13 protein-coding genes are annotated in these 14392 nt (G+C 65.3%); 3 read left to right on the top strand and 10 right to left on the bottom strand.

Features of this window, described 5'->3' with window-relative positions:
• Positions 1-48: 48 nt before the first annotated feature.
• From DFK10_RS15595 to DFK10_RS15585, 3 genes are all read right to left on the bottom strand, one after another.
• Complete coding sequence (locus tag DFK10_RS15595; RefSeq protein ID WP_109389961.1) at positions 49-3198, bottom strand: BapA/Bap/LapF family prefix-like domain-containing protein; 3150 nt, start codon at positions 3196-3198, stop codon at positions 49-51.
• A gap of 123 nt (positions 3199-3321) precedes the next feature.
• Positions 3322-4158: a YihY/virulence factor BrkB family protein gene (locus DFK10_RS15590; RefSeq protein WP_109389960.1), complete on the bottom strand. Its 837-nt coding sequence runs from the start codon at positions 4156-4158 to the stop codon at positions 3322-3324.
• A complete protein-coding gene (locus DFK10_RS15585) occupies positions 4158-4652 on the bottom strand; it encodes a D-galactarate dehydratase (protein ID WP_217810184.1) in 495 nt (164 codons plus the stop codon). The genes DFK10_RS15590 and DFK10_RS15585 overlap by 1 nt, the downstream gene beginning before the upstream one ends.
• A gap of 85 nt (positions 4653-4737) precedes the next feature.
• On the opposite strand from DFK10_RS15585, the gene moaA reads away from it, so the two are divergent.
• A complete protein-coding gene (gene moaA, locus DFK10_RS15580; RefSeq protein WP_109389959.1) occupies positions 4738-5742 on the top strand; it encodes a GTP 3',8-cyclase MoaA in 1005 nt (334 codons plus the stop codon).
• Between the two features lie 87 nt (positions 5743-5829).
• On the opposite strand, the gene DFK10_RS15575 is transcribed toward moaA, so the two are convergent.
• The 5 genes from DFK10_RS15575 to DFK10_RS15555 all read right to left on the bottom strand — a co-directional run bounded on the left by DFK10_RS15575 (position 5830) and on the right by DFK10_RS15555 (position 10846).
• A complete protein-coding gene (locus DFK10_RS15575) occupies positions 5830-6195 on the bottom strand; it encodes a DUF983 domain-containing protein (RefSeq protein ID WP_109389958.1) in 366 nt (121 codons plus the stop codon).
• Positions 6196-6239: 44 nt separating this feature from the next.
• Positions 6240-6875 carry an SAM-dependent methyltransferase gene (locus DFK10_RS15570; protein ID WP_328589386.1) on the bottom strand — a complete coding sequence of 212 codons (636 nt, stop codon included), beginning with the start codon at positions 6873-6875 and terminating at the stop codon, positions 6240-6242.
• A complete protein-coding gene (locus tag DFK10_RS15565) occupies positions 6836-7999 on the bottom strand; it encodes a M20 aminoacylase family protein (protein ID WP_109389956.1) in 1164 nt (387 codons plus the stop codon). Before DFK10_RS15565 ends, DFK10_RS15570 begins: the two co-directional genes overlap by 40 nt.
• Before the next feature lie 181 nt (positions 8000-8180).
• Positions 8181-9527, bottom strand: coding sequence for an NAD(P)/FAD-dependent oxidoreductase (locus DFK10_RS15560; protein ID WP_109389955.1), 1347 nt, complete (start codon positions 9525-9527; stop codon positions 8181-8183).
• The gene (locus DFK10_RS15555; protein ID WP_146193286.1) at positions 9524-10846 is read right to left on the bottom strand and encodes a hypothetical protein; all 1323 of its coding nucleotides are present in this window, start codon (positions 10844-10846) and stop codon (positions 9524-9526) included. Before DFK10_RS15555 ends, DFK10_RS15560 begins: the two co-directional genes overlap by 4 nt.
• 247 nt (positions 10847-11093) lie before the next feature.
• Between DFK10_RS15555 and DFK10_RS15550 the strand changes: the two genes are divergently transcribed.
• Positions 11094-12173, top strand: a complete 1080-nt coding sequence (locus DFK10_RS15550) for a YeeE/YedE family protein (protein ID WP_109389953.1) — start codon at positions 11094-11096, stop codon at positions 12171-12173.
• Here DFK10_RS15550 and DFK10_RS15545 read toward each other — a convergent pair.
• Positions 12109-13392, bottom strand: a complete 1284-nt coding sequence (locus DFK10_RS15545) for a DUF3422 family protein (protein ID WP_109389952.1) — start codon at positions 13390-13392, stop codon at positions 12109-12111. The genes DFK10_RS15550 and DFK10_RS15545 overlap by 65 nt on opposite strands.
• A gap of 245 nt (positions 13393-13637) precedes the next feature.
• On the opposite strand from DFK10_RS15545, the gene DFK10_RS15540 reads away from it, so the two are divergent.
• Positions 13638-14186 (top strand): pseudouridine synthase, encoded by a 549-nt coding sequence (locus DFK10_RS15540; protein WP_109389951.1) that lies wholly within the window; start codon positions 13638-13640, stop codon positions 14184-14186.
• A 74-nt stretch (positions 14187-14260) separates the two neighbouring features.
• Here DFK10_RS15540 and DFK10_RS15535 read toward each other — a convergent pair.
• A partial coding sequence (locus tag DFK10_RS15535; RefSeq protein ID WP_146193285.1) for an NAD(P)(+) transhydrogenase (Re/Si-specific) subunit beta occupies positions 14261-14392 on the bottom strand: 132 nt, incomplete at its 5' end.

The raw sequence follows: 14392 nt of genomic DNA, 5'->3' as shown, positions 1-14392 counted from the left end.
TCGCGGGGGCCGGTTCAGCCGGCCCTCCGCATGCGTTCTTTCGAAGGATCAGACCACCGTCGTCACATCGACCCCGTCCTCGATAAAGACCCGGGCCTCGTCGCCCATCGTGTAGATATCGTAGGTCTTGCCGCCGATTACCGTGGTCGTGCCGGTTTCGGCCCCACCATCCAGCGTGATCTTGTCGTCGTAGTCGCCATGAATGATCAGTTCGTCATTCACGTCCGACAGATCCTTCAGCGTCTGCACGTCCAGCGTCAGCGTCGTGTCCTTGGCAAAGCTCAGGTCGATCGCGCCGATATCAAACCCCTCAAGCCCGGAAAGGTCCACGGCGTTGGGGCCGGTCTCTTCGAGCATCAGGAAGGTGGAATTGGCGTTCCCTGCCGCATCGGTCTCGGTCACGACAAGGTGCGAGCCGTCGGGCAGTTCCTCGTTGAAACCGAAGAATCTCTGCCCCCACATGTCGTCGCCGTTGGCATAGGTCGTGCCGGTGGCGCCATCGGATTCGATCTCGGTCACTGTCAGATCGTTGGCACTGGCATCGACCCCGACCGATTGGACCCCATCCGCCGTCAACACGACGGTTTCGACCCCCGGCACATCCGGCGCGGTCGTGTCCACGCGGAAGCTGTCGGTGATCTGTGCCTCGTTGCCCTGGCTGTCTGTGGCGGTGATCGTCACTGTGGCGTCGAATTCATCAGCCCCCACCTCGTCCGAGGTGAAGTCGACCGACCAGCTGTCGCCGGTCACGGTTGCCTGACGCGCGATGCCATTGAACTCCACCCAGACAGTCGAACCCGCCTCGACCGCCCCGGTCAGGGTGATCCCGTCCGACGCCTCTTGCCTGTTGACCACGTCGTCGCCCTCGACCGGGCCATCGGCGGTCAGGGTGTTGACGATGGTGTCGACCTCGACCTCCATCGTGATCTCGCGGAGGTTGCCGGCGGAGTCCTTGGCAGTGGCGGTCGCGGTCTGGAAATACTCGTCCTGCTGCACCGACCCGCTGGAGAAGGTCGCCGACCACTGGCCATCGGCCCCGGCCTGAACCGTATGACTTTCACCGCCGAATTCGACAACAACCTCGGAATACGGCTCGACGGTGCCAGACAGGATGATCCCGTCCTGCGCATCAGGGGTTGCGACGATGCCGTCCCCCTCGACCGGGGCCGAAGAGAAGGCGAAGGGCTCGACCACCGTGTCGATGGCGACCGTGTCGCTGACTTCCTTGAAGTTGCCCGCCGCATCGCTGATCGAAGCGGTGATCAGCGCCGCACCGGTATCAGCCGGCACATCGGCGGCGTCGTATTTCACCGACCAGTTGCCCTGGGCGCTGGCGTAAACGGTCTGTTCGGCACCACCGAAGCCCACGGTGACCAGCAGGCCCGGCGTGGCGGTGCCGCTGATCCAGACCCCGTCGCTGGCCTCGGTCGCGTTGATCACATCGTCGATCTCGATCGGGGCCGAGGACAAGGCCACATCACCGGCCACGGTATCGACTTGCACCGCCTCGGTCATCGAGGTGGTGTTGCCCGCGGCGTCAGTGGCTTCGACCACCATCGACGTCGGGTATTCACCGCCGGGCAGCGCACCGGCCGGGAAGGTCACGCTCCAGCTGCCATCGGGGGCCACATCGGCCTGTATCCGGGTCTCATGCAGCGTGACCATGACGACCGACCCGGCCTCGACCATGCCGGTCACGGTGATGGGCTGGCCGCTTTCGTCGAAATTGACCACGCCATCGCCGCCAACATCACCCGAGGTGACCGCCAACTCGTTGACATAGGTATCAATTTCCACAGAACCGCTGGTCTGGGCCACGTTCCCGGCCGGATCGGTGGCAGCGACGGTGACGTCCATGACGGTTTCGCCGGTTGGCAGCTCGGCACTTGTCCAAGAGGCCTGCCACGTGCCCTGCTCGCCCGCGATCACGGTCTGGGGCAGGTCGCCAAGGGTGACAACCACGCTGGCACCGGGCTGAGCGGTGCCGGTCAGGGTCACGCCCGCCTCATGTTCGTCGCCGTTGACGATCGCATCGATACCGGCGGTGAAGGCGTCCAGCGTCACATGGGTTTCGGTATCGACCGACACGGTATCGGTCAGCGAGGTCACGTTGCCGACCGCATCCATCGCGGTGACGGTGACCGATTGCTCATACTCGCCCGCGCCGATCACGCCGGGATCAAGATCGACCGACCAGGTGTCGCCGGTGACGGTCGCGGTGTAATCGACACCCGCAATGGTCACGACGACGGCCGACCCCGCCTCGACCGTGCCGGTCAGCGTTACGCCATCCTCGGATTCCACGAGGTTGATGATGCCATCCCCTTCGACGCCATCGCTGTCGAAGGTCAGGTCCAACTCGGTATCGACGATCAGCGTATCGGTCACCGTGGCCGAACCATCATCATTGGTCGCCGTGACCGTCACGCCGGTCTCATAGGTGCCATCTGGCAAATCACCGGGGCCGTAGACGACTTCCCAGTTGCCGTCGTCGTCGGCGGTCGTCACCAGCGTCACCCCGTCGACAACCACGGCGACTTCGGCGCCGGGCGTGGCGGTGCCGCCCAACTCGATCCCGTCGGCGTAGTCCTCTTCATTGACCACGTCATCTGACCCTGACGTTCCCGTCGTGATCGCGACCTCGGGGCCGTCATTGCCGCCGCCACCGTCACCATCGATGACATCGGCGATGACCGCCGTTCCGACCGCGGCGCCCCCCAAGCCCAGAAGCGGGCTGAGGCCTGCGGCGAAGACCTGACCGAGCATACCGACCTCATCATCGGCCGGCACGTAATTCTCCGCCAGCATCACGTCGGAACTGCGCGTGAAATACAGATCGTCGTTGATCGAGAATTTCTCGTTCTGACCGACGCCCGCATAATGGGCGTAGTAATCTTCGCCCGCGCCCTGGGTCAGCTCGACCTCGGCCAGATAGCCATCGGCCGACAGAAACAACTGGTTCTCGACCACGCCATCGGCGGTAAAGAACCCCTCGATGACGATGACCCGGCCATCCAGCAAGGTGATTTCGAGCGCCTGACCCTGCCGCGTATAGGCCACGATCTGCCCCCGCGTAAGATTGAGCGAAACATCCGCCCCGGCCCCGATGATGATGGAATTTGGTGCGTTCTCGCCTGCAACGGACCCGCGCTGAAGATTGCCCGCACTGTCGCGGACAACGAAATTAATCGCTGACATTGTTACTCGCTCCGCCTCACTAATGCGGCCCGCTTCAGCAGGTCCGCTTATTATTATTGCGGACACGATATATAGAACGAATCGCTATTTCTAGGGGGAAAATACGGGTGTGGCCGCCGAGACTCACTTCGCCGGACCGTTCGCGCCACGGTTGCGCAACGCCATGTTCAGGGCCGCCCCCAGCAGGACCAGATAAGCCGACAGATAGAACCACATCAGCAGCGCCACGACCGCGCCGATGGACCCATAGACTTCATTGTAATTCGAGAAATTGGCGACATAGACCGAAAACAGCGCCGACATGGCGAACCAACAGACCACCACTACCCCCGCGCCCGGCGTGAACCAGGCCAGGCGTTCGCCACGGGCATTGGGTCCGTAGCGATAGAGGAGCCCCAGCCCGAAGACCAGGACCGCGATGGCCACGGCCCAACGCAGGATCTCCAGGGTCCAGGCCAGCCCGCCCACCACGGGCACGAATTTCAACAGTATCGGCGTCACCACGACGAGCAGAAGCGCGACGATGGCGATCCCGACCAGCGCCCCGGTCAGCAGCAGCGCCACAAAGGTATGCCGCAGACCACCGCGGTTGGGCCGGCCGAAAATCGCGTTCAGTCCGCGCATCAGTGCAGCAACCCCCGCCCGCGCCGACCAGAGCGCCACGCCGATCGACAACACCGTGGTCCAGCCCAGCGTGGTGCCCCCCGCCCCAAGCAGGCGATCGATCTGCGACTGGAAAAGGGCAAAGGCGCCCGGTGGGATGAAATCCCGCATAAGCTCAAGCTGCTCTGCCACTACGCCGGGATCGGCCAGCAGGCCGAACAACGAGATCGTCGCGGCGATCCCCGGAAAAATCGCGAAAAGCGCGTAGAAGGCGACGCCCGCCGAGATCAGGCTGGCGTTCTTTTCGTCGGCATAGGCCAGCCCCTGGCGCAGCTGTGTCCAACCCAGCCGCACCATCACTGCGCGAAAAGGACCAGCTCTGGCAGGCCGGTCAAGGGGGCCTGGAGCAAGCGCATCGCGGCCAGGCTGACCTGGCTGCCGGCGCCGGGCACGCCGCCCGAGGGGCGCAGTTCAACCGCGATGCTGGTTCCCGCAGCGGGATAGTCGGCCCGGCCCTGCGTCACCACGGTCACCAGCGGCGTCTTGATCCAGATCCCCGGCTCGGCGGCGGAACCCAGCGCGCCAATTGTCGTGCCCAGACGGCGCGCACCTGCCTCCGGCGCCCCCGCCACCGCGGCGGCACGGGCGGCCTCGTCGGTGGTGTCGAAATCCTCGGCCGTGCGCGCATCGGGCGGCGGGGCCGGCGCCGCGTTGGTGTCCAGCGCCTCGGGGCGTGGCTGGGGGCGAAGCATACCGTCCGGCGCCGCTGCACCCTGCGGCGCGGGAGACTCCTCAAAGGCGGCGCAGCCCGCAAAGGCCAGCAAACAGATCATCACGAGAGCGCGTATCATGCCCGAACGCTACGGCTTGGCGCCACCCCGCGTCCAGTGGGAATTGCCCTTGCGCACAGCTTTACCGAGCCCTAGGTTTTCGGCCATGACCGCACCATTGATCGACCCATTCCAACGCGCCATCAGGTACCTGCGGGTATCGGTCACGGACCGTTGCGATTTCCGCTGCGTCTACTGCATGTCGGAAAACATGACCTTCCTGCCCAAGAAGGACCTTCTGACGCTGGAAGAACTGGACCGCCTGTGTTCCACCTTCATCGGGTTGGGCGTGGAAAAACTGCGCATCACCGGGGGTGAGCCGCTGGTGCGCCGCGATATCATGACCTTCTTCAACGCCATGGGCCGTCACCTGGACAGCGGCGCGCTCAAGGAATTGACGCTGACCACCAATGGCAGCCAGCTGTCGCGCTTCGCCAAGGACCTCTATGCAGCCGGCGTGCGCCGGGTGAACGTGTCGCTCGACACGTTGGACGAGGCCAAGTTCGCCGAGGTGACGCGCTGGGGCCGCCTGCCACAGGTGATGAAGGGCCTGGACGCCGCACAAGAGGCCGGGTTGCGGGTCAAGCTCAACGCCGTGGCCCTCAAGGGCTTCAACGAGAACGAGCTGTTCGACCTGCAAGCGTTCTGCGCCGACCGTGACATGGACCTGACCTTCATCGAGGTCATGCCCATGGGCGATATCGGCAACGAGGATCGCCTGGATCAATACTGGTCGCTGAAAGACCTGCGCGCACGTCTTGAAGAACGCTTCACCGTTACCGACCTGGCCGAACGGTCCGGCGGGCCGGCACGCTATGTGCGGCTGGAAGAAACCGGCCAGAAGATCGGTTTCATCACGCCGCTGTCCCACAATTTCTGCGAAAGTTGCAACCGCGTGCGCATCACCTGCACCGGCGAGATTTACACCTGCCTCGGGCAAGAGGGCCATTCCGATCTGCGCGCGCCCCTGCGGGCCAGCCCTGATGACGCGGTGCTTGAAGACGCGATCCGCAAGGCCATCGCGCTGAAGCCCAAGGGTCATGATTTCGACTATTCCCGCCAGAGCGTCGACGGACAGGTCAGCCGCCACATGAGCCATACGGGCGGGTAACGCGCACGAGTCAGGCCTGGGGCGGCCCCTGTCACTCCCATATACAGCGGTTCCGAAGTCCGGGACGGGCACCAGCCGCCTCTGGCGCTAGAAACCGAAAAGCCGCTTCGCCCACTGCAGACCGATGAAAACACCTTTCACGCGGGGCAGGATCAGCAGAGCCAGGACTGTCGCAAGCACCATCATCGACAGCGCGACCCATATCGGCTCGGGCTCCCCAACGGCGTAGATGACGCCGAACAACGGAAAGATGATCGCGGCAACGACCATCAGAGTGAAATAGGCCGGTCCGTCGTCGACGCTCGCGTGATGCAGCGCCTGCCCGCAGCAGGCGCAACTGTCCTTCACCTTGAGATAACCGGACAGGAGTCTTCCGCGTCCACAGGACGGGCACCTGAGCCGGAGTCCTCGAAGCATGGCGCTCTTCGCGTCGCGCTCTTCGTCACCTTGCATGAGCTGTTTTCCTATCTGTTCTGCCTCTTTGCGCTCACACGCCCCTAGCCCGGCTTTCGCGCCACAAGGTCGATCAGGGCCGAGCGCCCGGAATGGCCGCGCCCCTCGTCCACGTCACGGTCATAGCTGGCCAACCGTTCCACCTGCCAGCCCGGGAAGGCCTCGCGCAGCAGCGCCTCGGTATACATGTTGTCGCGACTGGGCGGCCCGCCGGTGCCGTAGTCCACCTGTTCGGGCCGATACCCATGCAGCACCAGCCTCCCCCCGGGGCGCAGCGCCCGCGCCATGTCGGCGAACTGGCCGGGACGGTCCTGCGCCCCCATGAATTGCACGAAGATGCCGACCACCATGTCAACCTGCCGTTCCCAGTCATACCCGGCCCAGTCGCTCACCTGTGTGGCCACCCGCACGCCCGCATCCGCCGCCAGGGCCTGTGCCCGCGCAATGGCGGTGGGCGACAGGTCAAAGGCCGACACTTTCAGCCCCTGCCCGGCCAGCCAGACCGAGTTGCGCCCCTCGCCATCGGCCACGCAAAGCGCGGTCTGCATACCGGATACGATCCAGGGATTGTCCGTCAGAAACGCCGCCGGCGCCCGCCCGAACAGGTAATCGCCCTCGGCATGATAGCGATCTTCCCACATCAGCTCACCGGCATCCGCTGTTCGACGATCCCCGCCCACCAGCTGCACCCGGCGGGGATCGCCTCGTCGTTGAAGTCGTATTCCGGGTGATGAACCATGGCCGTGTCGCCATTGCCCACAAGGATATAGGCGCCGGGCCGTTCCTCCAGCATATAGGCGAAATCCTCGCCGCCCATCACCAATGGGGCCTCGTCGCATTGCCCCGAGACCGACCGCGCGACGCCCGCCGCGAACTCCGTCTGCTCGGGCGCGTTCACCATGACCGGATAACCGCGATGATAGGTCACCTCGGCGCGCGCGCCGAAGACCGCCGCGGTGCCCTGGGCGATCTCGATCAGCCGGTCCTCGGCCTGTGCACGCACCTTTCGATCCAGCGTGCGCACCGTGCCGCGCAGATGCACCTCCTGCGGGATCACGTTATAGGCCTCGCTGCCGGTTTTCATCGACGTGACCGACACAACCGCCTGTTCCACCGGGTCGACATTGCGCGACACGATGCTTTGCAGCGCCTGGACCATCTGCGCGGCGACCACCACCGGGTCGACCGTATCATGGGGTTTGGCCGCATGTCCGCCCCGCCCGACGATCAGGATGTCGAACTGGTCGGTCGCGGCGAAGAACCCGCCGGGTCGGATGGCGAAACTGCCTACCGGCTGCCCCGGCCAATTGTGCATGCCGTAAACTTCCTGGATGCCCCAGCGTTCCATCAGCCCGTCATCGCACATTACCTTGCCGCCGCCGCCGCCCTCTTCGGCCGGCTGGAAAATCACCACGACGGTTCCGTCGAAATTGCGGGTCTCGGCCAGGTATCGCGCCGCCCCCAGCAACATCGCCGTGTGCCCGTCATGGCCGCAGGCATGCATTTTGCCCGGCACCTTCGAGGCATGCGCGGCCCCGGTCCTTTCCTCGATGGGCAAAGCATCCATGTCGGCCCGCAACCCGATCACCTTGCCCGACCCACTCTCGCGGCCGCGGATCACGCCCACGACGCCGGTCCGCCCGACCCCCTCCACGACCTCGTCACAGCCGAAGTCGCGCAGTTTCGCGGCGACGATCCCGGCCGTCCTGTGGGTGTCGAACATCAACTCTGGATTCTCGTGCAGGTCGCGCCGCCACGAAGTGATCTCGGGCAGCATCTCGGCAAATCGGTTCTTCACGGGCATGGGTATCTCCTCTGGTCCCGGCAAACCTGATATGCCCCCGCCCCGATGACAAGCCCATGCTTCTTTGGGTCGCAAATACCGCGGGGTGAATGCCGAAGGCAGAGGGGCAGCGCCCCTGATCCGCAGGCGGCGCCAAAGGCGGCGCCGAGACAGGCCAGCGTGGCCCAGCCACACGATTTTCTCACAGCGTCGGGCCGAGATCCATCCGGCTGCCATCGGAAAAGCGCGACAGGCGGAACCGGTGCAGGTCATGCCCCGGCGCATCACCGGTTGCGAGATCGGCCAGAACCCGGCCCATCCCCGGCCCGATTCCAAACCCATGCCCGCTCATCCCCGCCCCCACGGTCAGTCCCGGCAGGGCTGCAACCCGGTCCACCACCGGCACGAGGTCCGGCATGGTGTCGATCATCCCCGCCCAGGCGGATTTCAGCGACACCGGGCCGACGCCGGGAAACAGCGCCGCGAACCGATTGACAAGCTGGTCCACCTTGCGCCGGTTCGGCGCCGGGTTCAGAACACGCATCCGCTCGAACGGTGTCACCTCGTCCGGGCGCCAGTCGCGTGGCGTGCCCCAGCCGTCGGGATACCCCTTCGGCGCAAAGGGCTTGAACCGCGTTCCGAAGGGATCGTTGCGCAGTTGGGTCAGGAATTTCGGCAGGGCGCGGAACGCGTCCGGTCCGATGAACAGCTCATGAAAGCCCCCCGCCGCCAGCGAATATCCCCCGTCGGGCCGGGGTCGCCAGGCGATACCGTCATCCGTGGCCCCACCGGGATAGACCATGGGATCGGCGTCGACCGCCGCCACCGTGGCCCGCACCGAAAGCTGGGGGATCGTCACGCCATGGGCGCGCAGAAACAGGGATGTCCAGGCGCCGCCGGCCACGATTACTTCAGGGGCACGGACGGTGCCCTGCTCCGTCACGAGACCGGCCACCCGGCCCCCTTCGATCCGCAGCCGGCGCGCGGCGCAATGCTCGACGATCACCGCTCCCTCGCGTGCGGCCAGCCGCGCCAGAGCCGGCACCGCGCGCCATGGCTCGGCCCGCATGTCGCTGGGGGTGTAGATCGCACCCGGCCAGCTTTTCGTGGCGCCGGGGATCAGCGCGGCGGTTTCCGCGCGACCCAGGACCCGGCTGTCCACCCCGCAAGCCTGCGCATGGGGCAGCCAGGCCTCGAACTCGGCCATGTCACGGTCGTTTTCTGCCAGGAAGGCCACGCCGCCCTGGACGAGGCCGATATCTTCGTTCGTCTGGCGCGCCAGTTCCTGCCAATGTCGGTTCGCTTCGACCATGATCGGCAATTCGTTCGGGTCGCGGCCCTGCTGGCGGATCCAGCCCCAATTGCGGCTGGACTGCTCGCCGGCGATGCGGCCCTTTTCCACCAAAACAGCCCGCAGCCCCTTGCGCGCGAGGAACAGCGCCGTCGCCACCCCGATCACCCCGCCGCCGATCACCACCACATCGGCCTCCCCGGGAAGGGGGCCGGGATGCTCGACCGGGCTCGTTTCGGAAATCGGGAACGGGATCATCGGACGACCCTCTGCCGGCGGTTCGCCCAAGTCAGGACAACCACGAACATGGCGATCAAGGCGACAGGCCCGCCAGCGATGATCCCGATCCGCACCATCGGCTCCAGCATCATCCGGTCATCGAGGTAGAATTGCGCCACCGCCGTCATGGTCGAGGCAACCGACAACAAGGACAGGCCAAGCGCAAACCACGTTGCCAATCGGGCAAATCGCTCCGAGGCATCCATTCGCTCGACGTCCACGGCCGTCTTCAGCGCTGCCGCATCCTCGCCCATCAGGGCCAGTTCCTTGTCGATCTGGTAATAGTCGACGTTCTTGTCATGGATCGCTTTCTGCTGCGAAGACAGGAAACTGCGCCATTTCAGCATATCCGCATATCGCACCCGCGCCCGTGTCAGATAGGACAGGGCCACCGGACCGGTGAAGCCCTGCGCCTTCCGGATCATGCGATCGGCCATGTCGAGGATATTGAACCGGCTGGTTTCGAGCATGACCTTCATGGAAATCGGCAAAAGGAACGAGGCCATCAATTCGAGAATGGCCTCGGTGTCAAAGCGCCCCTCGGGCTCAAGCAGACAGAACATGCCGTTCTTGTCCGTCAACCGTCCCACCCGGCCGCGAAACCACGCCTCCTGGTTCGCGCGCGGCGCGAAGTACTTCTCGGTCTCCACGCTTTCGAACAGCCCGCCCTGGTCCCGTGGCACGATATCATCTGGTTTAAGCAGAAAAAGGCAACAGCGCCACGGGCGCTCGTAGAACGCCTGCCCGAGATAGGCGTCCCGGTCCGACTGCGGGTCGTCTTCAGGGACGGCGCAATCCATCGGCAGTTCGGACAGGGCCCGGCCAATTCCCTTTTGCGTCAGCATCTCGACAATGGCCGCGTAGATCGCGTGATCCTCTCGTGCCGTTGCGGCGGCCTTGAAATGCATGTCGTTGACACATTGCAGGCTCAACTTGCGCACGTCGCGGGTGGTTTCCATGATCTTGACGATTTTCAGCATGCCCGAGGCGTCAAGAAGGCCGTGAACCGATTTCAAAGACAGCCCGACGCTCTCGATGTCATCACGGACGAACATCCCGGCCAGCGCTTCGTCGTCGAAATCGATCCGAAGGCAGGTTTCAACGCTGGCATAAAGCTTGAAGCGATGGCGACGGAGCGTGACAGGATAGGATTCGCCCGAAATACGAAGATTGGCCGGCCCTGACGGGACATCCATCTCCTCTCCGGATACAACATGTCCGATGCTCAGAACGCGGCATGACAGGAACTGGTGAACCTGCCCTTCTGCGCGGCCGTGGTCGCCTGTTTGCTGAGTCAATTACCGCCCCTTCGAACTCTCGACGCCAAGGTTAGTCAGGAACCACCGAGCGGAGCAAGCTGCAAGAAAGGGATCGGTGTTTGCCAATCGCCGCCGGCCGGGAACGCGCATTCCGGAATCGTGCCGTGAAAAAGACCTTGTCGGGTTGTGCCCGGCTTCATGAAAACCCTGTTCCCCGCGGCCGCTTTGATCGACCAGGCCGGACCGCCTAAGTGGCGTCTCGACACCCATTCACCGGAGCTGCCCCATGTTCGCCGATCTCGGTTTTTCCAGCCTCACCGCCCCCCAGGCCGCCATCTGGTTCGGCCTTGGGCTTGGCCTGATGTTCGGCCTTCTCGCCCAACGGACGCGGTTCTGCCTGCGCCGCGCCATCGCCGGCGACCCGGCCGAGCGGCGTCCGGCGGCCGGGGTCTGGCTGATGGCGCTGGCCGTGGCGCTGCTGGGCACCCAGGCCGCCGTATTCCAGGGCTGGATCCGGTTCGACAGCCACCGTTTCCTGGCGACAGACCTGCCATGGCTGGCCATCGCGGTCGGCGGCGTACTGTTCGGGATCGGGATGGTTCTGACCCGCGGCTGCGCCTCGCGCCTGACGGTTCTGACCGGGCAAGGCAACCTGCGCGCCCTTACCGTTCTTGTGGTTTTCGCCGTGGTGGCCCATGCCACGCTCAAGGGCGTTCTGGCCCCTCTGCGCACCACGCTGGGCAGCGTCACCCTGCCCCTGGGCGAGGCCACCTCGCTGGCCGCCCTGCCCGGCGGCGGGTTGCTCTGGGCCGCGCTGATCGCCGTCGCGGCGCTGGGATTTTCCCTGCGCTCGGGCGCGTCCCGCGTGGCGCTGATCGGCGCCGCATTTCTGGGCGCGCTGGTGCCTCTGGGCTGGGTCGGCACGGGACTGGTGCTTTATGATGATTTCGACCCGATTGCGATGGAGAGCCTCGCCTTCACCTCCACCTGGTCCGACAGCCTGTTCTTCACCATCGCCTCCAGCTCGATCCCCGCCAATTTCGGGATCGGCCTGATCGGCGGCACGCTGGCCGGAGCGCTCGTCGCCGCACTGACGTTCCGCGAGTTCCGCTGGGAAAGCTTTTCGTCGCCGGCGCAGACCGGCCGCTACATCACCGGCGGCGCGCTGATGGGGCTGGGCGGTGTCCTGGCGGGCGGCTGCACCGTGGGCGCGGGCCTGTCGGGCCTACCCACCCTGGGCACCGCCGCCATCCTGGCCCTGGCCGCAATCGTGGCGGGCGGCCTGCTCGGCCAGCGGCTGGTCACTCCATCTTCTTCCGGATCCGGTGCACGAGAAACCACACCGCAGCCAGTACCGGCAGAGTGACCAGCGCCCCAAGGACCGGCTTGTCGAGCCCCAGTTGCTTGCCCAGTGGCCCGACGAGGTAGAGCACAAGGTTCACGGCGTAGTAACTGATCGCCACCACCGACAACCCCTCGACCGTCTTCTGCAGGCGCAACTGGAGGTCGGCGCGCCGGTCCATGCTTTCCAGCAGCGCCTTGTTTTCCCGCGACAGCTGCACATCCACCCGGGTGCGCAAGAGGTCCGAGGCGCGCAAGGCCCGCGCCGACATCGCCTCCAGCCGCGCCTTTGTCGAGGCCACGGTGCGCATCGCCGGATCGAAGCGGCGCATCATGAATTCCGAAAAGGTCTGGCGCCCGTTGAAGCGCGCCTCGCGCAGGACCTGAACCCTCTGGTTCACGATGGTCTCGTAGGCCCCCGTCGCCCCGAACCGGAAGGATACCGAGGTCGACAACTCCTCCAGCTCGCCCGACACCTGCAAAAGCTGGCGCAGGGTGCTTTCGGTATCTCCCGGCCCGCCGCCGCTCAACTCGCCGGTCAGGGTGTTCAGGCGTTCATCCAGCCCGGTGAGCTTGGCCGAAAGCTCCTTCGAGCGGAAAAACCCGATCATGGCCATGGCCTTGTAGGTCTCGATCTCGCAAAGGCGCTGGATCACGCGCCCCACCCGCCTCGACCCGGTATTGGGCCGGGCGAAAATCGCGAACCGCATATGCCCGCCCGGATCGATCCGGAAATCGGCCGCGATCACCGCGTCATCGTCCAGAACCCGGCTGACGGCCAGGCTTTCAGGCACGAACCAGTCCTTCAACTTCTCGCGGATGCCCTCATCGCCCTCCTGCACCTCCACCCGGATCAGGGCAGAAGTCACGCGAACCCCCGGCGCGGCCGCCAGCCACTCCTCGGGGAAGACCGCGAAGGTGCGCGCGTCGAAGGGCGTGTCCGACACCCCGCTGCCGAAAATCGTGTAGGTCACGAATTCCGTGTGGCTTTCCCATTTCAACTGGAACTTGCCGATCTGGCCGAAATAATGCGTGGCCCCCTCTTCGGGGTGCGGGGCGGCATAATGGTCCAGCAAGGCCTTGAGATGCTCAAGATCCGCCGCCCGGTCGCGCCGCGCCGCGTTGCGCGCGGGCTTGATCGCGAGAAAGGCCGCCCGACACGGCGCCTTCGCCTGCGGGAAGGGCCGCGCGTGCAGCTCATTGGCCACTGCAAAGCGCAGGGGATGTTCCTCGATACCGCCCATGTCCTGTCCGTCCGGTTCCTGATTTCGGCCATCATAGGCCGATCAGGCCATGCGCGAAACCCCGAAATGCAAGCAAGAACAACATGTTAGCGGGATACAATCGTATACCCAACGCATGCCCAACCCAGGGCAGCACCAAACCCCTTGAATTCGCCCGGTTTCTTTGGGTCACAAATACCGTCGGGGGTGAATGCCGCAGGCAGAGGGGGCAGACAGCCCCCTTTCAAACGGCTATCACCGCGCGCATGCTGATCCTCTTCAACAAGCCCATGGGTGTTCTGAGCCAGTTCACCGATGCGAAATCCCCCACGGCGCGCCCGACGCTATCGGGCTTCGGTCTGCCGCCCGGTGTCTACCCCGCCGGCCGGCTGGACCGCGACAGCGAGGGGCTGTTGCTGCTGACGGATGATGGCCGCCAGCAGGCCCGTATCGCCGACCCGAAATCGAAGACGGAGAAAACCTACCTTGTGCAGGTCGAGGGTGCCCCGACCGAGGCGGATCTCGACCCGCTGCGCCGGGGCGTCACGCTCAAGGATGGCGCAACCCGGCCCGCCAGGGCGCGCCTGATCGCCGCGCCCGCCCTGTGGCCGCGCAACCCGCCGGTGCGCTATCGCAAATCCGTGCCCGACAGCTGGGTCGAGATCACCCTGACCGAGGGGCGCAACCGGCAGGTGCGCCGCATGACCGCCCATATCGGCTTTCCCACCCTGCGGCTCGTGCGGTGGCGCATCGGGCCGCACGCGCTGGACGGGCTCGCACCCGGGGAATGGCGGCAGACGTCCGGTCCGGCCTGATCCCGACGTGACCGCCCGAACGCAAAGGGCCGCCCTGGTGGACGGCCCTTCGGCATCGCTTGACGCACGGCGCGCTAGTCGATCAACCCGAGGAGTTTATCGAGGGATTGTTTTGCGTCGCCGTAGAACATGCGGGTGTTTTCCTTGAAGAAGAGGGGGTTTTCGATGCCGGAATACCCGGTGCCCTGGCCGCGTTTGGAGACGAA

The organism is Salibaculum griseiflavum (genome assembly GCF_003129565.1).
GTDB classification, from domain to species: Bacteria; Pseudomonadota; Alphaproteobacteria; order Rhodobacterales; family Rhodobacteraceae; genus Salibaculum; species Salibaculum griseiflavum.
The sequence above is the reverse complement of the archived record's forward strand: the minus strand, read 5'-3'. Positions and strand labels throughout refer to the sequence as shown.

Excerpts from the sequence above, each read along its gene's own strand:
- DFK10_RS15550 (WP_109389953.1), top strand. The coding sequence starts at position 11,094 with ATGTTCGCCGATCTCGGTTTTTCCAGCCTCACCGCCCCCCAGGCCGCC.
- DFK10_RS15540 (WP_109389951.1), top strand. The coding sequence starts at position 13,638 with ATGCTGATCCTCTTCAACAAGCCCATGGGTGTTCTGAGCCAGTTCACC.
- DFK10_RS15585 (WP_217810184.1), bottom strand. The coding sequence starts at position 4,652 with ATGATACGCGCTCTCGTGATGATCTGTTTGCTGGCCTTTGCGGGCTGC.
- DFK10_RS15545 (WP_109389952.1), bottom strand. The coding sequence starts at position 13,392 with ATGGGCGGTATCGAGGAACATCCCCTGCGCTTTGCAGTGGCCAATGAG.
- moaA (WP_109389959.1), top strand. The coding sequence starts at position 4,738 with ATGACCGCACCATTGATCGACCCATTCCAACGCGCCATCAGGTACCTG.
- DFK10_RS15575 (WP_109389958.1), bottom strand. The coding sequence starts at position 6,195 with ATGCAAGGTGACGAAGAGCGCGACGCGAAGAGCGCCATGCTTCGAGGA.
- DFK10_RS15560 (WP_109389955.1), bottom strand. The coding sequence starts at position 9,527 with ATGATCCCGTTCCCGATTTCCGAAACGAGCCCGGTCGAGCATCCCGGC.
- DFK10_RS15595 (WP_109389961.1), bottom strand. The coding sequence starts at position 3,198 with ATGTCAGCGATTAATTTCGTTGTCCGCGACAGTGCGGGCAATCTTCAG.
- DFK10_RS15565 (WP_109389956.1), bottom strand. The coding sequence starts at position 7,999 with ATGCCCGTGAAGAACCGATTTGCCGAGATGCTGCCCGAGATCACTTCG.
- DFK10_RS15590 (WP_109389960.1), bottom strand. The coding sequence starts at position 4,158 with ATGGTGCGGCTGGGTTGGACACAGCTGCGCCAGGGGCTGGCCTATGCC.